17 protein-coding genes and 1 pseudogene are annotated in these 23,828 nt (G+C 69.8%); 13 read left to right on the top strand and 5 right to left on the bottom strand.

The features are described 5' to 3' along the window. From UK23_RS27270 to UK23_RS27250, 5 genes are all read right to left on the bottom strand, one after another. Positions 1-271, bottom strand: a 271-nt coding sequence (locus tag UK23_RS27270; protein ID WP_045314494.1) for a GTP-binding protein, incomplete at its 3' end; no start/stop codon positions are given. Next, positions 252-626 carry a DUF742 domain-containing protein gene (locus tag UK23_RS27265; protein ID WP_045314493.1) on the bottom strand — a complete coding sequence of 125 codons (375 nt, stop codon included), beginning with the start codon at positions 624-626 and terminating at the stop codon, positions 252-254. The genes UK23_RS27270 and UK23_RS27265, both read right to left, overlap by 20 nt. After that, positions 623-1,054 (bottom strand): roadblock/LC7 domain-containing protein, encoded by a 432-nt coding sequence (locus UK23_RS27260; RefSeq protein ID WP_231114693.1) that lies wholly within the window; start codon positions 1,052-1,054, stop codon positions 623-625. Before UK23_RS27260 ends, UK23_RS27265 begins: the two co-directional genes overlap by 4 nt. Before the next feature lie 29 nt (positions 1,055-1,083). Continuing rightward, on the bottom strand, positions 1,084-3,504 hold the full coding sequence (locus UK23_RS27255) for a nitrate- and nitrite sensing domain-containing protein (protein WP_231114692.1): 2,421 nt from the start codon (positions 3,502-3,504) through the stop codon (positions 1,084-1,086). Positions 3,505-3,857: 353 nt separating this feature from the next. Continuing rightward, positions 3,858-4,739: a GlxA family transcriptional regulator gene (locus UK23_RS27250; RefSeq protein WP_052685101.1), complete on the bottom strand. Its 882-nt coding sequence runs from the start codon at positions 4,737-4,739 to the stop codon at positions 3,858-3,860. Between the two features lie 93 nt (positions 4,740-4,832). Between UK23_RS27250 and UK23_RS27245 the strand changes: the two genes are divergently transcribed. The 13 genes and pseudogenes from UK23_RS27245 to UK23_RS50600 all read left to right on the top strand — a co-directional run bounded on the left by UK23_RS27245 (position 4,833) and on the right by UK23_RS50600 (position 23,828). Next, on the top strand, positions 4,833-5,249 hold the full coding sequence (locus tag UK23_RS27245; RefSeq protein ID WP_045314507.1) for a Rid family hydrolase: 417 nt from the start codon (positions 4,833-4,835) through the stop codon (positions 5,247-5,249). A 20-nt stretch (positions 5,250-5,269) separates the two neighbouring features. After that, positions 5,270-6,202: an AraC family transcriptional regulator gene (locus UK23_RS27240; protein WP_045314490.1), complete on the top strand. Its 933-nt coding sequence runs from the start codon at positions 5,270-5,272 to the stop codon at positions 6,200-6,202. Positions 6,203-6,239: 37 nt separating this feature from the next. Beyond that, a complete protein-coding gene (locus UK23_RS27235; RefSeq protein WP_045314489.1) occupies positions 6,240-8,042 on the top strand; it encodes an FAD-dependent oxidoreductase in 1,803 nt (600 codons plus the stop codon). After that, positions 8,039-9,049 (top strand): maleylacetate reductase, encoded by a 1,011-nt coding sequence (locus UK23_RS27230; RefSeq protein ID WP_045314488.1) that lies wholly within the window; start codon positions 8,039-8,041, stop codon positions 9,047-9,049. Before UK23_RS27235 ends, UK23_RS27230 begins: the two co-directional genes overlap by 4 nt. Further along, positions 9,046-9,888 (top strand): dioxygenase, encoded by an 843-nt coding sequence (locus tag UK23_RS27225; protein WP_231114691.1) that lies wholly within the window; start codon positions 9,046-9,048, stop codon positions 9,886-9,888. Before UK23_RS27230 ends, UK23_RS27225 begins: the two co-directional genes overlap by 4 nt. Before the next feature lie 440 nt (positions 9,889-10,328). Next, positions 10,329-10,463, top strand: a pseudogene (locus UK23_RS53995) (helix-turn-helix domain-containing protein); the annotation flags it as partial. A gap of 496 nt (positions 10,464-10,959) precedes the next feature. Next, positions 10,960-11,661: a hypothetical protein gene (locus UK23_RS53990; RefSeq protein ID WP_231114694.1), complete on the top strand. Its 702-nt coding sequence runs from the start codon at positions 10,960-10,962 to the stop codon at positions 11,659-11,661. A 28-nt stretch (positions 11,662-11,689) separates the two neighbouring features. Then, complete coding sequence (locus UK23_RS27215; RefSeq protein ID WP_231114690.1) at positions 11,690-12,646, top strand: AAA family ATPase; 957 nt, start codon at positions 11,690-11,692, stop codon at positions 12,644-12,646. Continuing rightward, a complete protein-coding gene (locus UK23_RS27210; protein ID WP_156213416.1) occupies positions 12,643-13,794 on the top strand; it encodes a DUF58 domain-containing protein in 1,152 nt (383 codons plus the stop codon). Before UK23_RS27215 ends, UK23_RS27210 begins: the two co-directional genes overlap by 4 nt. Then, positions 13,791-16,022, top strand: coding sequence for a transglutaminase TgpA family protein (locus UK23_RS27205; RefSeq protein WP_045314485.1), 2,232 nt, complete (start codon positions 13,791-13,793; stop codon positions 16,020-16,022). The genes UK23_RS27210 and UK23_RS27205 overlap by 4 nt, the downstream gene beginning before the upstream one ends. Next, positions 16,019-18,598: a PKD domain-containing protein gene (locus UK23_RS48985; RefSeq protein WP_052685100.1), complete on the top strand. Its 2,580-nt coding sequence runs from the start codon at positions 16,019-16,021 to the stop codon at positions 18,596-18,598. Before UK23_RS27205 ends, UK23_RS48985 begins: the two co-directional genes overlap by 4 nt. Before the next feature lie 2 nt (positions 18,599-18,600). Then, positions 18,601-21,219, top strand: a complete 2,619-nt coding sequence (locus UK23_RS48980) for a PKD domain-containing protein (protein WP_052685099.1) — start codon at positions 18,601-18,603, stop codon at positions 21,217-21,219. Positions 21,220-21,221: 2 nt separating this feature from the next. Then, the gene (locus UK23_RS50600; RefSeq protein ID WP_156213415.1) at positions 21,222-23,828 is read left to right on the top strand and encodes a PKD domain-containing protein; all 2,607 of its coding nucleotides are present in this window, start codon (positions 21,222-21,224) and stop codon (positions 23,826-23,828) included.

Below are 23,828 nucleotides of genomic sequence, written 5' to 3'. Positions count from 1 at the left end.
CCTGGCCCGGCGTGCCGAACAGGTACAGCACGACCTCGGGGTTGATCGTGATGCGGCCGAAGTCCAGCGCCACCGTCGTCGTGGTCTTGCCCTCGACGCCGGCCAGGTCGTCGATCTGCGTGCCCGCCTCGGTGAGCAGTTCTTCGGTCCGCAGCGGCGTGATCTCGCTGACCGCACCGACCAGCGTCGTCTTGCCGACGCCGAACCCACCCGCCACGACGATCTTCACCGAGGACGGGACGGTGAGCTCTTCAGATTGCACGGACGCCATCAAGCACCTTCTGGAGTAGGTTCCGGTCCGGCGCGACCGCCATCCGTGACGCGTCGCTGGTGATCACGTCACCACGTTGGATCAGGTCGCTCAGCAACACCTTCGCCACCACGAGCGGCGCGTGCAGGTACGCGGCGACCTCCGCCACGGACAGCGGTTTGCGGCACAGCCGCAGGATTTCCAGGTGCTCGACGGAGAGCGCGCTGGTGTCCGAGGAGGTGCGGATCGCCCGCACCTGGGTCGCGAGGTTCAACCGGCCCCACGTCGGCCGGGTGCGGCCGCTCACCAGCGCGTAGGGACGGACGAGCGGACCGGCGGCCTCGTCGTACCACCAGTCCGACGACCGGGGACTCACGAGAGCCCCGGCACGCGAGGCGACGCGAGTGTGCGCGGTGCCGACGAGAGGTAGGCGCCGACGCGCTTCACGAGCATGTTCATCTCGTAGGCGATCATGCCCATGTCCGCTTCCTCGTCACCGACGACGGCGAGGCAGGCGCCCTGCCCCGCGGCGGTCACGAACAGGTGCGCGCGCTCCATCTCCACGATGGTCTGCCGGACCTGGCCACCGCCGAAGTGCCGTCCCGTGCCGCGGGCCAGGGACTGGAACGCCGACGCCATCGCGGAAAGGTGGTCGGAGTCGTCCTTGGACAACTCGGGAGAGCGGGCGAGCAGCAGACCGTCCGCGGACAGCACCACCGCGTGCCTGGCACCGACCACTCTGGCGACGAGGTCGTCGAGCAACCAGTTGAGCTCGGGGTGCCCGCCGGTCAGGTCGTCGTCCACGGAAAGAGCCCTTTCAGTCGTTGGAGTCATCACGGTTCGACGGCGTCGTCGGCCTGGCGGGCGTCTCGGGTGCCCTGCTGGAAGGCCGACATGCCGTCGCGAGTGCGTTCGGCCCGTTCCTCGGAGTGCGTCTGGGCGAAGTCGAGGTCGGGCCGGTGGTCGTCGTTGGCCAGCTGCGGCACGAGGTGTTGCTGCTTGCGTCGCCGGGGCAGCTCCGGCCGGTCGTCCTGGCGCGAGTCGTCACCGTCCCTGGCATTTTCTGGGGCGTCTTCTGCCGGCCACGGGTCCGCCGGCAGGTCTTGCGCCGGCAGCACGCCGACGATGCTCCCGCTGTCCTCGTCCACCGTGACCAGTTTTGGGCGGGAGCCGCGGTCGTTTCCCACTCCTCCCCCTGCCCAGAACTCGTTGAGCTCGGAGCCGGGCCGCGCGTCGAGCACGACGTCCTCGGCGACGGGAAGTGCGGCCTGCGCGAGGGACTGCTGCCGGAACGTCGGCTTCGGCACCATCTGCGGGGAGTCGGCGGGATCGGCCACGCCCGCCTCACCGACGATCAGGTCGGCCGGGACGAGCACCAGCGCGATCGTGCCGCCGGACGGGCAGTCGCGCAGCTCGACGTGGATGCCGCGCCGGGCCGCCAGCCGCGCGACGACGAACAGGCCGAGCCGGGACTCGCCGCGCAGTCGCATCGCCTCGAAGTCCGGCGGCGCGGTCAGCATCTTGTTGTGCTGCTCGCGGTCCTCCGGCTTGATGCCGAGACCGTGGTCCTCGATCTCGATCACGAGCCCCTGCGGCACCTCGCTGCTGTGCACCTCGACCTGCGAGCGCGGCGACGAGAACGACGTCGCGTTGTCGACCAGCTCGGCGATCAGGTGGATCACGTCGGCGACGGCGGCGCCGGCGAGCGCGACCTCGGGCACCGGGTGCACCTTGACCCGCGCGTACTGCTCGGTCTCCGCGACGGCCGCGCGCACGACGTCCAGCATCCGCACGGGTTTGCGCCACTGCCGGCCCGGCTGCTCACCGGTCAGGATGATCAGGTTCTCGGCGTTGCGGCGGGCACGGGTCGCGAGGTGGTCGAGCTGGAAGAACGCGTCGAGGTGGTCCGGGTTCTCCTCCTCGCGCTCCAGCTTGTCCAGGATCTTGAGCTGGCGGTGCACCAGACCCTGGTTGCGGCGCGCGATGTCGAGGAAGACCCGGTTCACGCCTTCACGGGTCTGCGACTCCTTCACGGCCGCGGCGACGGCGGTGTACTGCGCGGCGTTGAACGCGTCGGCCACCTGGCCGATCTCGTCGTTGCCGTAGTCCAGCGGGGGCACCTCGGCGTCGATGTCGATGTGCTTGCCGTCGCGCAACCGTTCGACGATGTCCGGCAGCTTCTCGTGCGCGAGCTTGAGCGAGTCGCTCTTCAGCGAGGTCAACCGGACGATCAACGCCTTGTTGACGAGGCGGCTGGAGATGCGGACCGCGAGGAAGATCCCGACGATCACCGCGACGAGAGCGATCAGGCTGCCGATCAGCACGGTGGTGAACTTGCTCTCGCCGTTGGCCATCGCGACGTTGACCGCGCCGATCGACTGCTGCTCCACCATCGAGGTCAGCTCGGTGGACACCGCACGGCTGGCGGTCTCGTAGTCGGCGAGGGTGACCTGGTTGCCGATCGGGCGTTCCGCGGTCTGCAGCAGCTTGTTCTCCAGGCCGGCCAGCTGCTGCCACTGCGCGCTCGAGGTGATCTGCTTGTAGTGGTCGCGCACGTTCGGCAGGACGTAGGGCTCCATCGCGGCCAGCTGCGACCGGTACGCGCCGACGAGCTGGACGTACTCCCGGTGCTCCTCCGGCGTGAACTTGCCGACCGACAGCGCGGCGGCGGCGAGCGAACCGGACCGCGACATCGCGTCGACGGCCTGGAACGACTGGGGAGCGAGCAACGCCGCACCGACGGTCTCGGCGTCGGGCACGATCCGGGCCTGCGTCGTGAACAGCGCGGCGCCGGAGTCGAGCAGGCTGTTGTAGTAGCGGTAGACCTCGTCCTTGGAGGCGGCACCCGACTCGAGCCGCTCCCGCACGTCCGGAAGCTGGTCCAGCAGTCCGTTGAGCTTGCCGATCCCGTCGACGATCTCCTGCGGTGCCTTGGAGGCGAGCTCGGCGAACGCGGTCTTCATCTTGCCGACGTCCGCGTCGGTCGACTGCTGCTGCTTGAGCAACGCCGACGTGCTCGAGCCGGGCCGGCTCAGGCTCGTCATGCTCAGCTCGCGTTCCTTCTGCAGCGACGCGAACGTCTGCACCGCCGGGATCGACGCGTCCTTCACGCCCGACGCGACGAGCTGGAGGTACAGCCCCTCGAACACCGTGTAGGAGGAGAACAGCGCCCACATGGCGAGCAGGACGACGCTGGGAACCACCACGACACCAGTGAGCCGGGAACGAATTGTCTTGTAATTCGTCTCAGGCACGTTCTTCAGCTTCACAACGCTCCACGAGCACCCGAATTGGCGACGGAAAGATAGCATCGCGTGATCAACAGGATCAACCGGCGATGATCTTGGGGGCGCGTAGAGACTACTCAGTCACCCGACCATCGCAACACCCCCTCACGCCGGATTCGGCACGTTGAGATGAACCCGTGTTGTGGTGCGTGAACACGCTCTCGCAGGTAGAACGGTCACCGATACGTCTTGCGGGCAGAGCAAACCCGACTGGGCTTTCTGCGGCCGAACACCACGAACACAGTGGCTATTGCACCAACTTGACATTCCAGGTGAAATATTCTAAGGGGACGCGGAGTGCAACCGTCGGTTGCTTTCCGTTACCCATCGTTATTCGGCGAATTCACCTTGCGGTACGCGGTCGGTGTGGTGCCGACCTCGCGCCGGAACACCGAGCGGAAGTTCGATCCGGTGCCGAAGCCGGTGGCGGCGGCGATTCGGTCCACTGACCAGTCAGAAGTCTCCAGCAGCCGGCGCGCGCTCAAGATCCGTTGCAACATCACCCAGCGCATCGGCGACAGACCCGTCTCGCGTTCGAAGTGGCGGATGAACGTGCGGCGGCCGAGGTGGCTTCGTTCGGCCAGGACGTCCACGGTGATCGCGTCGCCGAGGTGCGCCATGACCCACCCGCGGATCGGCGACAGGTCCGCGCGGACCGGGCTCAGCACGTCGACGTACTGCGGCTGCGCGCCATCACGGGCCGGTGAGGCGACGACGTCCTTGCCGGCCTCATGCGCCGCCACCACCCCGAAGTCGGCGCGGATCAGGTGCAGGCACGCGTCGATGCCCGCGCCGGCGCCCGCGGACGTGAGGAGGTTTCCGTCCTCGACGAAGAGCCGGTTTTCGTGCACCTTCACCAACGGGTGCAACTCACGCAGGCTGTCCAGGTACTTCCAGTGCGTGGTGGCGTCGCGGCCGTCGAGCAGGCCTGTGGCCGCGAGGGCAAAGGTGCCGGTACAAATGGCCACCATTCGCGCGCCGCGATCATGAGCCTCACTCAGTGCGTCGAGGTACTCCTCCGCCGGAGGCCGCTCCGGATTCTCGTAGCCGGGCACCACGACGATGTCCGCTCGCTTCAGTCCCGTGAGGTCCTCGGTGCAGACGCTGACGTCGTAGCCGTCCTGCGTGCCGAGCACGTGCGCCGGAATGCTGAGGTCGAGCGGGATCACGTTCGGCAACGCCAGGATCGCGACGGTCGGCACAGCTCGCGACAGTACGCCGGTTTGGCACGATCCTTGCGGTTTCGGGCACCGTCGCCGGTGTCGTCCACGCGGGCGTTTCGCGAGGCTTTCCGCATGGAAACTCAGAGCTTCGGTGTGCCGTGGGAAGAAGCGTACGGCTACGTGCAGGCCGTCAAGCACGGCGACACCATCTACCTCTCCGGGCAGCTGTCGCACTCCGGCGCGGACTTCGTGGCTCCGGCACCGGTCGCGGACGGCCGGGTCACGGACTTCTCCGCGATGGAGGCGCAGATGCGGCAGACCTACGTCAACGCCGCGGAGCTGCTGTCGCGGTTCGGTGCTTCTTTGGACGACGTCGTGGAGGAGGTCCTGTACGTGCTCGACATCCCGGCGGCGTTCGCTGCGGCAGGCCCGGTGCGCAAGGAGGCCTACGGGCGGCCGGATCCGCAGGTGGCCAGCACTCTGGTCGGCACGCCAGGGCTCGCGCTGCCCGAGCAGCTCATCGAGATCAAGTTCATCGCTCGCGTGTGAGCTGGGGTTATCTTGGTGGGATGGCAGCTGTGCACGGCCTGACCAGGTTCCGCACACATGACCTCCCGTGCTCGCGCAGGCTGACCGGGTGGGAGGAGCACAACGCCCGCGCTCTGGTGGGCCTGCGCGCCGAGCCGTTCGGTGACTCGTTCGACGGCACCGAGGTCAACCTGACGCTGCCGCGCCTGCAGGTGGCGCGGGTGACCGGTACTCCGCACGCCGTCGACCGGGACGTCCGGCAGATCGCTCTTCACCCCGCCGACGGCGTGGTCGTCTACTTCTCGCTGTCCGGCGAGAACCAGTTCTCACATCGCGGCGGGACTTCGTTGATCGTCCCCGGCCAGGCGCTCGTGGTGGACGGCGACCAGCCGTTCCGGCGGACGTTCGCACATGGCCTCACCGAGTTGGTGCTCAAAGCGCCGCGGTCGTTGCTGCGCGAGATCCGGCCGGGAACCGTGAAGCCGCAGGTGTTCGGCTTCCAGCACGACGCGCACGCGCGGGCGTTGGTGACGGCGCTGTCCGGGGCGTTGCGCGGAGGGCCGGCGGACTGGGACGGGCTGGAGACCGTGGCGACCGATCTGCTCGGCACGTTGCTCGGCGGTGGGTGCTCGGCTGCCGCCGATCTCGCCGCGGCGCACGCGTTCATCACCGCTCATCTGGCCGACCAGTACCTGTCCGCGGGCCGGATCGCCGCCGCCATCGGATATTCCGAACGGCACCTCTCACGACTCTTCTCGAACTCCGGGCAGAGCGTGCCGCAGGCTGTGCTGAATGCCCGGCTCGATGCCGCGCGGGCCATTCTCGGCGAGCCCATCTCGTTGGCCGAGGTCGCCGCGCGGAACGGATTCGTCTCGCAGGCGCACTTCTCGCGCACGTACAAGGCCCGGTTCGGGGTGACGCCGCGCCAGGACCGCCGCGCGTTTTTGCCTGTTTCCGCCACGTCTGAAAGTTGAGCGTTCACCGACCTCCGGACGCGTCACCGTTTCCGCCATGGTGACTTTCCACGACGGCCTGGCCGACACCGCCCCACCGACTCACACCGCGGTCGAGACCGACGTGCTGATCGTGGGATCTGGTCCGGCCGGCGCCTCCGCCGCGCTCTTCCTGTCCACTCTGGGCGTCCCGAACATCATGATCACCAAGTACCGGTGGACGGCCAACACGCCCCGCGCGCACATCACCAACCAGCGCACGATGGAGATCTTCCGCGACGTCGGCATCGAGGACCAGGTGCTCGCCGACGCCACCCCGCACCACCTGATCGGCGACACCGTGTTCTGCACCGCGATCGCGGGTGAGGAGATCGGCCGCATCCTCACCTGGGGCAACCACCCCGCCCGGCACGCAGACCACGAGCTGGCGTCGCCGTCGCACAACTGCGACATCCCGCAGACCTACCTGGAGCCGATCCTGGTCCGCAACGCGACCGCGCGCGGCACGCAGACCCAGTTCAGCACCGAGTACCTGGGGCACACGCAGGACGCGGACGGCGTGACCGTGCGGGTGCTGAACCGGCTCACGGGCTCGGAGTACACGATCCGGGCGAAGTACCTCATCGGCGCGGACGGCGCTCGGTCCGCGGTGGCGGCCGACCTGGATCTGCCGTACGAAGGGCGGATGGACGTCGCCGGGTCCATGAACATCACGTTCAAGGCCGACCTCGCGGAGCTGTGCCGGCACCGGCCTTCGGTGCTGTACTGGGTGATCCAGCCCGGCGCGAACGTCGGTGGCATCGGCGCGGGGCTCGTGCGGATGGTGCGGCCGTGGCACGAATGGCTCATCGTGTGGGGCTTCGACCTCGCGCAGGGCGTGCCCGAGGTGACCTCCGAGGACGCCCTGCGGATCGTCCGCAACCTCGTCGGTGAGCCTTCGCTGGACGCGGAGATCACCGGGATCTCGTTGTGGGGCAACAACGAGCAGTACGCGACTGCTCTTCAACGCGGCCGGGTGTTCTGCGCCGGGGACGCCGTGCACAAGCACCCGCCGTCGAACGGGCTCGGGTCCAACACGTCGATCCAGGACTCGTACAACCTCGCGTGGAAGCTCGCGCTGGTGCTGAACGGGCAGGCAGGCTCCGAGCTGCTGGAGAGTTACACCGCGGAGCGTGCACCCGTGGCGCGGCAGATCGTGTTGCGGGCCAACAAGTCCGCGCGCGAGTTCGGGGCGTTGTTCGAGGCGTTGGGGCTGGACGCGGCCGAGTCCGCCGAGCAGATGCACGCGCAGATCGAGGAGCGCAAGGACAGCAGCCTGGCCGGTGCCGCGAAACGTGCCGCCGTCCGGGAGGCCATGGAGCTGAAGAACTACGAGTTCAACGCCCACGGCGTCGAGATGGGTCAGTCGTACTCGTCGAGCGCGGTTGTCCCGGACGGCTCGGTCGCGCCTGAGCCCTCACGTGATCCCGAGCTGTACTACGAGCCGTCGACGTTCCCCGGTGCCCGGTTGCCGCACGCGTGGGTCGGGGACAGCAGGCGCAAGCTCTCGACGCACGATCTCGTGCCGTACGGGCAGTTCACGCTGCTGACGGGCGTCAACGGCGAGGCGTGGGCCGACGCGGCGCAGAAAGCGGCCGACCGGCTCGGCGTGCCGGTGCGGACTGTCGTCATCGGGCCAGGGCGCGAGGTGACGGACCTCTACTTCGACTGGTCCCGGCTGTCCGGTGTGGACGAAGACGGTGCCGTGCTCGTTCGTCCGGACAAGCACATCGCGTGGCGCGCCGGATCGTTGCCGGACGATCCAGAGGCTTCGCTGATGTCCGTGCTGACCACGGTTCTCAGCCGGGAGGAGAGCGCATGAGCTGGAAGCACGTCACGCTCGGCCAGCGGGTGCGGTTCGGTACGGGGCTCGCTTCCCAGAACCTCGCCGACGAGGTCGAACGCCTTGGCGCGCAACGGGTCATGCTGATCGCCGAGGAGACCGCCCCGGACGTCACGTCGAAGATCCAGGTGGCGATCCGATGCACGGACGTGGCGCCGCACGTGCCCGTGGAGAACGCCGCACGGGCTCGCGAGCAGGCTGCGGACGCCGATCTCCTGGTGAGCGTCGGCGGTGGGTCCACGACCGGGCTGGCCAAAGCCGTCGCGCTGACCAGCGGGCTGCCGATCATCGCCGTGCCCACGACGTACGCGGGCTCGGAGGCGACGAACGTGTGGGGCCTGACCGAGGCTGCGAGCAAGACCACCGGCAGCGATGACCGCGTTCTGCCGGTCACCGTCATCTACGACGCCGCTCTCACCGCGTCGCTGCCTGATGAGCTCGCGATCGCCTCCGGTTGCAACGCGCTGGCCCACTGCGTCGACTCGATGTGGGCTCCGCGTGCCGACCCGATCAACCAAGCGCTTGCGGTGGAAGGTATCCGCGCGTTGGGCAGTGGGTTGCGCAAGATCAGCAGTCTGGAGGGTCGCGAACAGACGCTTTACGGCGCCTACCTGGCCGCCGTGGCGTTCGCGTCCGCGGGATCCGGGCTGCACCACAAGATCTGCCACGTCCTGGGCGGCGCGTACAACCTCCCGCACGCCCAGACGCACACCGCGATCCTGCCGTACGTGCTGGCGTTCAACGCTCCCGCGGCACCTCAAGCCGCCAGGATCACCGAAGCGCTGGGCACCTCGCTGATCTCCCTCTACGACGAGATCGGTGCCTCGCACGTGCTTCACGGCGTGCCTGATGTCCGCGAGGCCGCCCGGTTGATCCTGCCGTCCGTCCCCCCGTCGAACCCGCGTCAGGTCACCGAGGACGACCTGACCGCACTGCTCGCCGCTGCCTCGGCGGGCGAGAACCCGAGTGAGTGGAGCCGAGCGTGACCACCCAGCAGGACATCGAGCAGCACCTGACCGACGAGGTCGTCGCCTCGTTCGCCCGCACCCCGGACCTGCGGACTCGCGAACTGTTGCAGGCTTTGACGAAGCACCTGCACGCGTTCATCCGCGAGGTCCGGCTGACCGAGCAGGAGTGGGCGAAGGCGATCGAGTTCCTGACCGCCACCGGGCACATCACCGACGACAAGCGGCAGGAGTTCATCCTCCTGTCGGACGTGCTCGGCGCCTCGATGCAGACCATCGCGGTGAACAACGAGGCCTACGGGAACGCGACGGAGGCCACGGTGTTCGGCCCGTTCTTCGTGGAGGAGTCGCCGCTGATCGGCACCGGCGGCGACATCGCCGCGGGCGCCTCCGGAACCCGTTGCCTGGTCGAGGGATCCGTGCGCGACACCGCAGGGAACCCGGTGCCCGGCGCCAGGATCGAGGTGTGGGAAGCCGACGAGGACGGCTTCTACGACGTGCAGTACGACGACGACCGGATCGCGGGCCGCGGGCACCTGTTCTCCGAGCCCGACGGCAGTTTCTCGTTCTGGGGCGTGACGCCGACCGCGTACCCGATCCCGCACGACGGTCCGGTCGGCGAGCTGCTCAGGGCTGCCGGCCGCTCCCCCATGCGCGCCGCACACCTGCATTTCATGGTGTCCGCGGCAGGGTTCCGCACGCTCGTCACGCACATCTTCGTCGAGGGCGACCCGCAGCTGGAGATCGGCGACGCGGTGTTCGGGGTGAAGGAGTCGCTCGTCAAGAAGTTCACCGAGCAGCCAGGAGACCAGCCCTGGACGCGGACCGAGTTCGAGATCGTGCTGGCACCACAGCAGTAACGTCGGTCCCATGCGGATCGGCCTGTCGTGGGCCGCTACGGCTGGCTGCTCCACGCGCAGTGCCACGCGTTCCGGCCCGATCTCGCCTGATGCTCAGGAGGGCGCGCCCGTCCAGTCCCTGTTCATGTTCCCTCCCCCTGCACGTTTGCTGTGGCGGCAGGACCTGGCCCCCAGCCCAGCCCTGCCGCCACCCCCCAGGCCCGGTGGCGAAGTCACCATCGCCGCCGGCTGACACCAGCATCACGCCACGCGAGCAGGAAGGGCAGGGGTCTCCCGTCTCCTGGTCGAGGAGGCGACGGGAGACGCCTGGGAATCGGCAGGACGGCCGATCAGACTCGTGTTCGTGCAGCCAGAGGCCAGCCCTGCGAACGCGCCAGGTCTGTGCCTCGGACGTGGGGGTTCGTTAGTCTGCGACGGTCGATTCGCAGTCTGGGGGCCACATGGCTGAGCAGTCGGATGTCTTTGGTGTGGAGTTGCGGCGCTTGAGGACCGCGGCGGGCTTGTCGCTGGCGTCGCTGGCGGAGCAGGTCCACTACAGCAAGGGCTATCTGGGCAAGATCGAGACTGGCGTGAAACAACCAGGTGTTGATCTGGCCCGGCGCTGTGACGCGGTTCTCGGAGCCGGTGGACGTCTGGCCCGCATGGTGGACCAGCCCGCTCCCGCGAGCCCGCCGTCAGCTGTCGAGGCCGACGGCGAAGTGTGGGTGATGAGCATGGCTCCGGACGGATCGAGCTGGATGGTCCCGATGCCTCGGCGCGAGGCGATCGCGACAGGCGCGGCCTCGTTGCTGGGACTGACCTTGGGGACTCCCCGCAGCGCTTCGGCGGCTGCGGCGCACGACGGCACTCTGGCGGCGTTCCGGTCGCTGTTCGCGCAGGTCAGGCAGCTGGGGCAGACCACGAGCCCGTCGGTGGTGCTACCGATGGTCACGGTGCACACCCACACGTTGCGCGGCATGGCCAACGGCGCGCCGACGCCCGTGCGCGAGGAGCTGCTGGGTCTGGCCGCCCGCTACAGCGAGTACGCCGGGTGGATGGCGCAGGAGGCGGGCGTGTGTATAAGAGACAGGGATGGCGCAGGAGGCGGGCGACGACCGGGCCGCGATGTGGTGGACCCGCAACGCCGTCGAGATGGGCGCCGCGGCCGGCGACACCGAGCTGGCCACGTACTCGCTGATCAGGCAGGCGCTGATCACCCTCTACCGGGACGACGCCGTGGGCACGATCGACCTGGCCCAGCAGGCGCAGGCCGCGCCGGGCACGTCCGCGCGCGTGCAGGGTCTCGCGGCGTTGCGTGAAGCCCAGGGACACGCCCTGGCCTGCGACTACGACAACTGCCAGCGCGCTTTGGACCGCGCCGCGGCGTTGCTCGACAAGCACGACACGGCGAGCGGCATGACGATCGGCTCGGCCTCGGTCAGCGGTGCGGACCTGAACAGCCTGGTCGCGGCGTGGTGCATGCACGACCTGGGCCGGTCCCGCGAGGCAGCCGACGTGTTCGACCGTCAGCTCTCGCTCGTGCCCGGCAACGCCCACCGCACGCACGCCCGTTTCGGTGCCCGCCGCGCCCTCGCGTACGCCGCCGCCGGGGACATCGACCACGCTTCCGCGCTGGCGACCAAGGTCCTCGATGCCGCGGAGCTGGTCGACTCGGCTACCGTCCGGCAGGACCTGAAGCGCCTCGCCCGGCTGCTCGGCCGGGAGCGCGAGCATCCCGCCGTGCGTGACGTGTACCCGCGGCTCAACGCGGCGTTGCGCGGCCCGATCCACTAGCTGTTCACGAGTTTCTGGGGGAACCGAAGTGTCCGATGCCGCGATTTTCCAGCGCAGGTTCGAGGCGCTGGCCGCGAACGTCGAGGACTTCATCCGGGGCAAGCCCGAGGTGGTCAGGCTCGCGCTGGTGTGCCTGCTCGCCGAGGGGCACCTGCTGATCGAGGACGTGCCGGGCGTCGCGAAGACGTCGCTCGCCAAGGCCATCGCCCGGTCCGTCGCGGGCGCCGAGGTGAAGCGCATCCAGTTCACCCCGGACCTGCTCCCGTCCGACGTGACCGGCGTGCAGGTGTACGACCAGGGCCGCTCGCGCTTCGAGTTCCGCCAGGGCCCGGTCTTCACGAACATCCTGCTGGGCGACGAGATCAACCGCGCCTCGCCGAAGACCCAGTCGGCGCTGCTGGAGGTCATGGCCGAGGGCCAGGTGACCGTGGACGGCCGCCCGATCGCGGTGCCGTACCCGTTCCTGTGCATCGCGACCCAGAACCCCGTCGAACACCAGGGCACCTACGCGTTGCCAGAAGCCCAGCTCGACAGGTTCATGATGCGCATCAGCATCGGCTACCCGGCGGACCTGGCCGACGAGGTGAGCATCCTGTCCTACGGCGTCACCCGCCGCCGTCCGGACGAGCTGAAGTCCGTGATGGAGCTCGACGACCTGCGCCTGATGATCCGCGCGGTCCGCGAACAGCGCGTGGCCGACAACCTGCGCGAGTACGTGGCGCGCGTCGTCCGCGCGACCCGCGTCCACCCGGACGTCGAGCTGGGCGTATCTCCTCGAGGCGGCATCGCTCTGGTGACGGCGGCCCAGGCCTACGCGCTGGCCGCCGGTCGCCCGTACGTCACCGCGGACGACGTGAAGGCCGTCGCGATCCCGGTCCTCAACCACCGCCTGCTGCTCACGCCGGAAGCCCGCATCCAGCAACGCACCACCGAGTCCGTGCTCACCGATGTCCTGGCCGCCGCGCCGGTCCCGGCAGGCCGGTGAGTGCAGTGCTGACCAGGTCCGGGGCTGGGATGATCGCTGCCGCCACGGGTCTGGTGGCCCTCGGCGTCTGGGCCGACTACCCGGAACTGGTGACGCTCGGCCTCGCCGCCTGTGGTGCCCTGCTCGTGGCCGTGGCGTGGCTCGTCGTCTCCCCCAAGCTGACCGTGGTGCGCGAGGTCCGCCCCCGGCGCGTCTTCGAAGGCAGCGCCGCCCAAGGCACGCTCACCGTGACAAACGTCGGCAAGCGCAACAGCCCTCCCCTGATGGTCACCGAGACGGTCGGCGGCCACCGCACCACCGTCACCGTGCCCGCGCTGACCGCCGGACACCGCTGCACGGTCAGCTACCCGCTCCCGGTCGCACGCCGCGGCCGCTACCTGATCCCGCCGGTCGAACTCGGCCACTCCGACCCGTTGCGGCTGCTGCACCGCGGCCGCGCCTCCGGCAGCGAACTGGTCGTGCACGTCTACCCGCGCGTACACCTGCTGACCATGATCTCGGCCGGCGGCCCGCAGGACACCGAGGGCCAGACGACCAGCAGCGCCCCGCTCGGCGGTGTGGCGTTCCACAGTCTGCGCGAGTACGCACCGGGCGACGACTGGCGCCGCATCCACTGGGGCGCAACGGCTCGCACCGGCACGGTGATGACCCGCCACGTGGTCGTGCCGGACGAACCACGCCAGCTGGTCGTGCTCGACACCGCTTCCCCGCCCTACGCCGGCGCGCAGTTCTTCGAGGAGGCGGTCCGCGTCGCCGCGTCGTTCTGCGTGGCGGCCGAACGCTCCAGCCTTCCGCTGCAGCTGCGCACCACCGGCGGAGCCCTGCGGGAGTCGAGCGGCTCCGCACTGGAGTTCTTGTCCACTGTGGACTCATCCGGCGCTGATCGCGGGCTCGCCGCGCTCACCGACCTGGTGCGGGACGTGGTCTCGGACACCCAGGGCGTCGCGCTGACCATCGTCACCGGCCGGGTGGACGCCCAGGCGACCCAGCTGTTGATGTCGTTGCGCGCCAGGTTCCTCTCGGTCAGCCTGGCCCAGCTCGTCTCATCGGACTCCGCCGTGCCGGCCCGGCCGCGCGGTGTGCTCGCGGTCGCCGCGCCGGGCAGCGAGCAGTTCGCCACCCACTGGAACCGGTTGGTGCTGCGATGAACTGGCGCAGGTTCGTCCCGGGCGGCCCGCTCGCCGAGGTGCTGCTGGCGTTGGTGGCCTGTGCCGCGGGAACGCTGGTGTACCAGCGGTTCTTCACCACGGACTACCTACCTGTTCTCCTGGGCGCGTGCCTGGTGGGCGGCGTGACGGCGGCGCTGGGTCACCGTCGTGTGTGGACAACGCTGGTGCTGGCCGTCGCGGGACTGGCCGCGGTGATGATCTACGGCGTGTTCGGCGGCGCCACCTCCGCTGTCCTCGGCGGCGTGCGCGGCAGCTGGAACCGTCTGCTCACGGTGGCAGCGCCCGCCGACGCGTGGGGCGAGCTGCTGGCGACGCCGGCACTCGTGGCGTGGGCGGCGGCATTCTCGTCGGTCGTGCTCGTGCTGCGGACGCGCAGTGCGATGGCCCCGCTCCTACCTTCGTTGGCCGGATTCCTGTTCGCGCTCTTCGTCGCCGGCAACCAGGCAGGCGGACACCTCGTCGCCACCGTCGCGTTCCTGGTCGCGGCACTGTGCCTCGTCGCGGTCCGCACTCACCGCGGGGCCGGCGGCGCCTCGGTTCGCGTGGAACGCCGGTCGTCCAAGCCCGTCGCCGCACTCCTCGTCGTCGGCTCGGTGGTCGCCGCCAGCGCGTTGTTCGGCGTGGCAGGCGGTCAGTTCTCCCACCTGGCGACCGGCGAGCACCGGTTCGACCTGCGGGACATGCTGGCGCCGCCGGTTGTCGGCACGGACACGCTCACCCCGTTGGCACAGCTCAAGAAGCAGCTCAACGAGTCCCCGCCGCGCACGTTGTTCACCGTCCGGACCGACGCCGAGTCCGCCGCGCTGATCAGCAGAGTGCGCACCGCCGCGCTGGACACGTTCGACGGCACCACCTGGACCGCGGGCGACACTTATCGCGTGGCCGGCAGTTACCTCACCGGCGACCCTGAACTGGTCCACCGCAAGCCGATCACGGCGCGCATCGAGGTGCAGCAGCTCACCGGCCCCTACCTCCCGGTCATCGGCTGGCCCTCCCGGCTGGACGTTCCCGGCGAGACCAGGGGCCGCTTCGGGTTCGATCCGGACTCGGGCGTGGTGGTGAGCACTGGGCCCACCTCGCTGGGGTTCCGCTACGACGTCACGGGCGAGATCTACCAGCGGGACAAGGACCTGCCGCGCGCCACCCCGGTCGTGACCCCCACGCCACCGCTGCCTGACGGTGTCCCGGAGGCCTTGCGCGAGCTGGCCTCGACGATCGGGCAACGGTACGACAACACACGTCCTCGCGAACGACTCGACTCCCTCGAAACCGATCTGCGGAGCAGGGTCTACCTGCCGAACGCGCCGCCTGGGCACTCGTACGCCGCGCTCGCTCGCGCGCTGTCTCGGGCGGACGGCACCGGCGGCGGGTACGCCGAGCAGTACTCCGCAGTGTTCACGCTGGTCGCCCGGATGTGGGGGTACCCGGCCAGGGTCGCGGTCGGCTATCGCCTGCGCACCCAGAAGGACGGCGTCATCCAGGTCACCACCGCCGACGCCCACGCGTGGTCCGAGGTGCATTTCGCGGGATACGGCTGGGTCGCGTACGACCCCGGCCGCGACGACAACTCGGACGCACCGACTCCGCCGCCGGAGGCACCCCGCGTAGTACCACCGCCGCCTTCCCCGTCGACCACCGCGCCGCCGCTCGTGCCACCCGCACAGTCGCAGCCCGCCGACGCGCCGGACGACGCGGGTTTCCGCTGGAGCAACGTCCTGAGCGGGACCTTCGTGCTGATCCCGTCGGTGGTTCTGCTCGTGCTGCTCGCGGGTGGGCTGGTGGTTCTCGGCAAAGCGGGTCGCCGCAGGCAGCGGCGCCGCGGCCCGGATCTCGCGGCGCGCGTGCTCGGGGCGTGGCACGAACAGCTCGACCGGCTGACCGAGCGCGGCATCACACCGCCGGTCTCGCTCACGTTCCACGAGGTGGCCCGGCACGTGCGCGGCAGCCTCGGTGACGCGGCGAACCCCATCACCGCGAGCGCGGAACTGGCGACCACCGCGGTCTACGCGCCGGAACTCCTCAGCGTGGCTGAGGCCGACCACGCCTGGGAACTGGTGGCGCGACTCAACGCCGGGCTCTACCCGGGACGCATCTCCGCGGCACGCCTGCGCGCCGCACTGGACCCGCGTCCGCTGTGGACCTCGTGGAGCAACGGGCGGCGCAGGTGGCGGGCGAGGGAAAGCCTGGAGATGGGGCGATACCGGTGAAGCCCGGACACGTCCGGATCGCACTCGCCGCCGTCGCCGCGCTCGCCGCCGCCGTTCTGGTGGTGGGACCCGGTTATGAGGTCTCACAGGAACGGATGTTCTCCGGCGCGGTCTGGCTGGCATCCGGCCGGGTCGGCGAGGCGACACTGGTGGACGGCGCCTCCGCCGAGGTCAAGGCCCGCGTGCCGGTAGCGGACGCGGGCACGGCGCTGACGGTGACCCAGCAGAACAGCGCCGCACTCGTCCTGGACTCGGAGGCCGGTGCGATGCGCCGGGTCGACGGCGCCACCGAACAGGTCTCCTCACCCGTGCCCGTCCTCCCGGCGAGCGACGGCTTGGTCGTGCTGCCGTCACCGGACGCACCACGGGTGGCAGACGTCCACAGTGGACTAATCGTCTCGGTCGACGCCGCGACGCTGACGCCGCGCGGCGAGCCCGAGCGCTTGGCCGAATCGCTCCGGCCGGGCAGCGTCGTCGTCGACGGCGGGGGACGGGTGTGGGCGATCGACGACACGACCGGCGACCTGGTCTGGTTGAGCGACGGGCAACGACACACCCGAGCCACGACGACGAAGAACGGGGTCCTCACCATCACCCGGGGCCGGCCCGCGCTGGTCGATCCCCAGCACGGCACGGCCGATCTGCTAGACCCCGGAACCGGTGCTGTCCGGCGATCCCTGCGCCCGGATCTCCGCGCGGACGACGAGGTGGTCGTCAGCGGCTCGGCCGACTCGTCCCGGCTGCTGATCGCGATTCCGTCCCGCGGCTCGCTCATCTCGTGCTCGTTCGAGACCGGCTCCTGCGCCGAGCCAGTGCAAGTCGGCGCCGTGGGTGCCGAACTCGGCACACCGGTCGAAGCCGGCAACCACGCAGTGGTGCCCGACCACTCCACCGGGCAAGCGACGGTCGTGGACCTCGCCACATCACGCGTGATCGCCCAACGCCAGCTGTTCGAACAGCCGACCCGCTTCGAGATGATCATCCGCGACAACATCGTCTTCTTCAACGACCCGAACGGCAGCGCCGCCGGGGTCCTCGACCTGTGGGGCGACGTCCGGAAAATCACCAAGTACGCAGAGAACCCCGCCACACACGAACCCTCACCGACACCCGGCCAGCCCACGCGGACGAACGACGTGACCAAGGTCGGGCAGCAGAAGCCGAACGACGGCCTGGGACTTCCGCGTCAGACCGGCCTGCCCGGCTTGACGGCTCCGGCACCCGAGGCGTCCATCACGGTCCAGCCCGGCAACCGCGGTGTGGCCGGAGACGCATTCGAGCTGACCTTGGTACTCAGGTCCCCCGCCAAGACCGCCACACGGTGGACGTTCGGCGACGGAACCGAGGCGTCCGGCTCCTCGGTCCGGCACAGCTGGTCCGCGCCGGGCGTCTTCACGGTCCGCGCGACCGCCACCTTCGACACGGGGAAGCGGGCCGAGGCGGAGACGACGGTGACCGTCGACGCGCCAGGAGCCCCGCCTCAGATCACCGCTCTCAGCATCGTGCGACCGAAGCCGGTGATCGGGGAGTCGGTGCACTTCACCTCTACCACCACCTGGAAGCCCGACAGCTGGGAGTGGACGGTCACCCGGCGAGATCAGCCCGCACCAGAGGTGACCGCGGGGACCGCCGAGTTCGACCACAGGTTCGCCACACCCGGCCGCTACACCCTGGCACTCACCGTCAGGAAGGGATCCCAGATCGCGCAGGCATCCCAGCAGTTCACCGTGGCAAGAGGTGCCGTCAAAGCCTGGGGCGGCGAGAACTTCTCCCACGAGTTGGACGTGCCGAAGGAAGCCGAGAGCGGTGTGATCGCGATCAGCGCCGCGGACGGTCACGCACTGGCGTTGAAGGCGGACGGCCGGGTGATCGGCTGGGGCCAGTACCCCGGGGACCAACGGCCGGTGACTGTGCCTTCGCGGGCGTTGACAGGTGTGGTCGCGATCTCCGCCTCCGGGCAGCACAGTCTGGCGTTGAAGGCCGACGGCTCCGTGATCGGGTGGGGCATCGACCCCGAGGACTCGGAGATACCACCAGAGGCCCGGCAAGGCGTCATCGCGATCTCCGCCGGGGTTTACCACAGCCTGGCGTTGAAGTCGGATCACACCGTCGTCGCCTGGGGTGGCATCGCCGGAGAGTCGGACGTGCCGCCGGCGGCCCGGCGTGATGTGGTCGCGATCGCCGCGGGGGAAGAGAAAAGCCTCGTGCTGAAGGCCGACGGCTCCATCGTCACCTGGGGATGGGAACCACCGGCGCCGCCCGAGATCACCGGTGCCGTACGCGGACTCGCCATGGGGTTCAACGTGGGCCTGGCGTTGAAGGAGGACGGCTCGGTGATCAGCTGGGGCGGCGGTAAGTCCAAGGTGTTGCGGGTGCCGGAGGAAGCGATGAGCGGTGTCGCCGCGGTGGACTTCCACGGGCAACACGCTTTGGCGCTGAAGTCGGACGGCACCGCGGTCGGGTGGGGCGACGCCGGCGATGACATCCAGGTCGTGCCGCCCAAGTACAACAGCGGTGTGCTGTCCGTCGCGGCCGGCCAGCTGTTCAGCTTGGTCCTGCTGGAAGAGATCGACTGACCATGACATCCCAGACGCGACGTACCCGTCTCCTGACCGCGCTGACCGCTGTCGCCGCGATCGCCGCAGCCGTTCTCGTGGTGGGACCCGGTTATGAGGTCTCCCGAGCGCGGATGCGATCCGGCACCGTCTGGCTCGCCTCCAGCCAGACCGGCGAGGTGACCATGGTGGACGGCGCCGCCGCCGAGGTGAGGACCCGCGTACCGGTCGCCGAGGCGAGCACGGCGCTGACCGTCGCCCAACGAGGTGGCTCGGCCATCGTGCTCAACCGGAAAACCGGCCGGCTGAACCAAGTCGACGGCGCTACCGAACAGATCTCCCCACCGGTGGCCGTGCTGCCTCCGAGCGACGGACTCGTCGTGTTGACCGCCCCAGGCGCGCTGCACGTGATCGACGTCCACAACGGAATGACCGCCGAGGTGGACCCCGCATCGCTCACGCCGAAAGGGGAACCGCGACGGCTGGCGGAGACGATCAGGTCCGGCAGTGTCGTCGTCGACGGCGGGGGCCGGGTGTGGGCGATCGACGACACGACCGGCGACCTGGCCTGGCTCGACCACGGCGAACGACGAAACCGAGCCACCGCAACGAAGTCCGGACACCTCACGATCGCGAACGGCACGCCGGTACTGGTCGATCCCGAGCACGGCACGGCCGAACTGCTCGACCCCGGTACCGGTGCCGTCGCCCGATCGGTCCGGCTCGACGTGCATGCCGACGACGAGGTGGTCGTCAGCGGTTCCGCCGACTCGTCCCGGCTGCTGATCGCGATCCCGTCCCGCGGCTCGTTCATCTCGTGCTCGTTCGACACCGCCTCCTGCGCCGAACCGGTGCAGGTCGGTGCCGCGGGCGCCGAGCTCGGCGCACCGGTCGAATCCGGCAACCACGCGGTGGTGCCTGACAACTCCACCGGCCAGGCAACGATCGTGGACCTCGCCGCAGCCCGTGTAGTAGCCCAGCGGCAACTGTTCGAGCAGCCGACCCGGTTCGAGATGATCACCCGCGACGGCATCGTCTTCTTCAACGATCCGAACGGTGCCAAGGCCGGGGTGCTCGACTTGTGGGGCGAGGTCCGGACGATCACCAAGTACACCGGGAAACCCGCCACCCAGGATCCCTCGCCGACACCCGGCCGATCCACGCGGGCCAACGACATCACCAAGGTCGGGCAGCAGCAGCCGAAGGTCGGCCTCGGTCTGCCGCGGCAGACCGACCGTCCTGGTTCCGACGTGCCGGCTCCTGGTCCCACAGCGTCCATCGTGGTCAAACCCGGCGACCGCGGTGTCGTCGGCGACGAGTTCGAGCTGACCATCGTGCTCGTGCTCCGGCCCGCGTCCGGCAACACGACCCGGTGGTCGTTCGGCGACGGCGCTGAAGCGTCAGGCAGTTCGGTCCGGCACTCCTGGTCCGCACCAGGGGTGTTCACCGTCCGCGCGACCGCCACCATCAACGCGGGAAAGCAGGTCGGGGCGGAGACCACGGTGACCGTCGACCCGCCAGGAGCCCCGCCACGGATCACCTCGCTCAACGTCCGGCGGCCGAAGCCGGTGATCGGCGAGCCGGTGCACTTCAGCGCCGACACCGGCGGAAAGCCGGACAGGTGGGAGTGGACCGTCACCAGGCGAGGCCTACCGGCAACCGAAGTGATCTCGCGGACCGCCGAGTTCGACCACGCGTTCGCCGCACCCGGCCATTACACCGTCGCGCTCACGGTCGCGCGAGGGTCCCAGACCGCGCAGTCGTCCCAGGAGTTCACCGTGGGAAGAGGTGTCGTCAAAGCCTGGGGCGGCGAGAACTTCTCCCACGAGTTGGACGTTCCGCAGGAAGCCAGGAGCGGGGTGATCGCGATCGACGCGGGGAACGGTCACGCACTGGCGTTGAAGGCGAACGGCCAGGTGGTCGCCTGGGGGCGGGACAACCTGGGGCAGGCGACTGTGCCCGACGAGGCGCGGAGCGGGGTGACCGCGATCGTCGCCGCCTGGGACCGCAGTCTGGCGCTGAAAGCCGACGGCTCGGTCATCATCTGGGGCGGCGAGAGGTGGAACTCCGACGTGCCGGAACGCGCCCGGCACGGGGTGGTCGCGATCGCCGCCGGGTGGGGGCACAACCTGGCGTTGAAGTCGGACGGGTCCGTGGTCACCTGGGGTGGCGGCGGCTTCGGGCTGGAGACCGTGCCGCAGGAGGCGCTGAGCGGTGTGGTCTCGATCGCGGCCGGGCCCAGGACGAGTCTGGCGTTGAAAGCCGACGGCTCCATCGTCGTCTGGGGCGACACGATGTCGCATCGTCAGGGGCCAGTACCGGCCAGGGTCCTCGGTGGTGTGCGAGCAATCGCCGCGGGAGAGGAGGCTTGCCTGGCGTTGAAGCAGAACGGCTCGCTCGCCAACTGGGGCGACCCCGGCCGCTTCGTCTTGATGAAGCCGCGGACGCTGAAGGACGCGGTCGTCGTCGCGATGGACTACAACTGGGAGCACGCCTTGGTGGTGAAATCGGACGGCACAGCGTTGGGATGGGGCCCTGTGCCTGGGGGCGCGGCGCAGGTACCGGCCGAGTACAACAGCGGTGTGGTGGCCGTCGCGGCCGGCTCCGGTTTCAGCATGCTGCTGCGGGAAGAGATCGACTGATCATGACACGGCTGACGCGACGCACTCGCCTCCTGACCGCACTGACCGCTGTCGCCGCCATCGGCGCGGCCGTTCTCGTGGTGGGACCGGGTTATGAAGCCGCACAGATGCGCATGCGGTCCGGCACCGTCTGGCTGGCCTCCAGCCAGACCGGCGAGGTGACCCTGGTCGACGGCGCCGCCGCCGAGGTGAAGACCCGCGTACCGGTCGCCGAGGCGGACACGGCGCTGACCGTCGCCCAACGAGGCGGCTCGGCCGTCGTGCTCAACCGGAAGACCGGCCGGCTGAACCACGTCGACGGCGCTACCGAAGCAGTCTCCGCACCGGTGCCAGTGCTGCCCGCGAGCGACGGACTCGTCGTGCTGACCACCGCGGACGCACTGGACGTCGTCGATGTCCACAGTGGAATGACCGTCGAGGTCGACCCCACCAGGTTCACGCCCAGAGGGGAACCACGGCGGCTGGCGACGACGATCAGGCCGGGCAGCGCCGGGGTCGACGAACACGGCCGCGTGTGGGCAATCGACGACACCACCGGAGACCTGGTCTGGCTCGACCACGGCGAACGACGAACCCGATCCACCGCAACGAAATCCGCACGCCTCACCATCGCCGGCGGCAAACCGGTGCTGGTAGATCCCGAGCGCGGCACAGCCGAACTGCTCGACCACGAGACCGGCGCGGTGACCCGGTCGGTCCGGCTCGAGGTGCGTGCCGACGACACGACCGTGATAGGAGCTTCCAGCGACCGGATTAGCGTGCTCATCGCGACGGGCAGCCGGGGTGAGCTGGTCTCGTGCGGGTTCGGCACCGGCTGCGCCGCGCCCGTGCGGGTCGGTTCCGCCGGTGCCGAGCTCGGGACGCCGATCCAGATCGGCGACAACGCGATCGTGCCCGACTACTCCACCGGCCGGGCGACCATCGTCGACCTCGCCGGCTCGCGGGTGATCGCCGAGCGGCAGCTGTTCGACCGGCCGGTCCGGTTCGAGCTGGTCGTCCAGGACGGCATCGTCTTCTTCAACGACCCGAACGGCAGGGTCGCCGGGGTGCTGGACCTGGCGGGCGACGTCCGGACGATCACCAAGTACAGCGCGAGCCCCGCCGCGGGTGACCTGCAACCCGCACCAGACCCGCGTAAGCAGGCCGAGCCGGTGACGAAGATCGACCACCGCAAGCCGGACTCGGGGCTGGGACTCCCCGGCCGCACGAACCTGCCCGGTGAGCAGCCCCCGAACCGGCCCTCGCCGGCACCCGCCGCGTCGATCATCGTCCGGCCCGGCGTGCAGGGCGTGATCGGCGACGAGTTCGAACTGACGATCGCCCTGCAGCCGCCCAGCACCGCGATCACCACGTGGACGTTCGGCGACGACTCCCCGGCCGTGGTGGGCAGCACCGTCCACCACCGCTGGCTGCGGGCGGGCACCTTCACCGTCCGCGCCAAGGCCTCCCTCGGGAACGGGCAGTCGGCGCAGTCTGAGACGGCGGTGACCGTGGCCGTGCCAGGAGCAGCGCCCGCCATCACCCGGATCCAGGCCGAGCGGCCCCGGCCGGTGGCCGGTGAGCTGGTGCGTCTGCGCGCCGACGCCACCGGGCAACCGGAGAAGTGGCGGTGGACCGTGACGTCACCTGACTCGGCCGTGCCAGAGGCCACCGCCGACACAGCCGAGTTCGACCACCGGTTCGTCACGCCGGGCATCTACACGGTCTCGCTCACCGTCACCCGAGGTTCCCTGACCGCCCACGCCTCTCAGCAGCTCACCGTGGCCAGGGGTGCCGTCGCGGTGTGGGGTGATGAGTTCGGCGGCAAGACGCACGTCCCCTCGTCGGCCTTGAGCGGTGTGATCGCGATGGCGGCCGGCTTCGGGCATTGCCTGGCGCTCAAGGCCAATGGCACTGTCCTCGCCTGGGGCGAGAACACGTTCGGGCAGACGGACGTACCTGAGGAGGCCACCAGCGATGTGGTCGCCATCGCCGCGGGGCACAGCCACAACCTCGCGCTGAGATCGGACGGCTCCGTGGTCACCTGGGGTGTCAACGTGCCGGGTGAGCTCTCGGTGCCGCCGCAGGCCATGAGTGACGTGATCGCCATCGCGGCCGGCGGCGGCCACAGCCTGGCGCTCAAGAGGAGCGGCGCGGTCATCGCGTGGGGAAGCGAGCTGAACGGCCAGATCTCCGTGCCGCGAGAGGCCGACAGCGGCGTCATCGCGATCGCGGCCGGTGTCACCCACAGCCTGGCGCTCAAGAGGGACGGCTCGGTGATCTCCTGGGGCGACGACGACTGGCCGTTCATGAAGGTGCCGTCCGAGATCCAGGGCCACGTGACGGCCATCGCCGCCGGAGGTCAGCGCTCCGCCGTGCTGAAGGCGGACGGGTCGCTCGCGCGCTGGGGTGTCAACCTCGGCGGTGAGGAGGCGATCCCGCCCGATGCCCGGAGCGGGGTCGTCTCGGTCCACACCAGCTGGGAGCACACCCTGGCGTTGAAGGGGAACGGTTCCGTGGTCGCCTGGGGCCACGACATGGCGGGAGAGACCGCGGTGCCCGACGAGTACCGCCGCGGCGTGCTCGCGGTCGCGGCCGGTGCGATGTTCAGCATGGTTCTGCTCGAGTGA

The sequence above is a fragment of the Lentzea aerocolonigenes genome (genome assembly GCF_000955955.1).
Classification (GTDB): Bacteria; Actinomycetota; Actinomycetes; order Mycobacteriales; family Pseudonocardiaceae; genus Lentzea; species Lentzea aerocolonigenes_A.
The sequence above is the reverse complement of the archived record's forward strand: the minus strand, read 5'-3'. Positions and strand labels throughout refer to the sequence as shown.

What these genes read in the sequence shown, in the direction of transcription:
- UK23_RS27245 (WP_045314507.1), top strand. Translation starts at nt 4,833, where the DNA reads ATGGAAACTCAGAGCTTCGGTGTGCCGTGGGAAGAAGCGTACGGCTAC.
- UK23_RS27240 (WP_045314490.1), top strand. Translation starts at nt 5,270, where the DNA reads ATGGCAGCTGTGCACGGCCTGACCAGGTTCCGCACACATGACCTCCCG.
- UK23_RS27235 (WP_045314489.1), top strand. Translation starts at nt 6,240, where the DNA reads ATGGTGACTTTCCACGACGGCCTGGCCGACACCGCCCCACCGACTCAC.
- UK23_RS27230 (WP_045314488.1), top strand. Translation starts at nt 8,039, where the DNA reads ATGAGCTGGAAGCACGTCACGCTCGGCCAGCGGGTGCGGTTCGGTACG.
- UK23_RS53990 (WP_231114694.1), top strand. Translation starts at nt 10,960, where the DNA reads ATGGCGCAGGAGGCGGGCGACGACCGGGCCGCGATGTGGTGGACCCGC.
- UK23_RS27205 (WP_045314485.1), top strand. Translation starts at nt 13,791, where the DNA reads ATGAACTGGCGCAGGTTCGTCCCGGGCGGCCCGCTCGCCGAGGTGCTG.
- UK23_RS48980 (WP_052685099.1), top strand. Translation starts at nt 18,601, where the DNA reads ATGACATCCCAGACGCGACGTACCCGTCTCCTGACCGCGCTGACCGCT.
- UK23_RS50600 (WP_156213415.1), top strand. Translation starts at nt 21,222, where the DNA reads ATGACACGGCTGACGCGACGCACTCGCCTCCTGACCGCACTGACCGCT.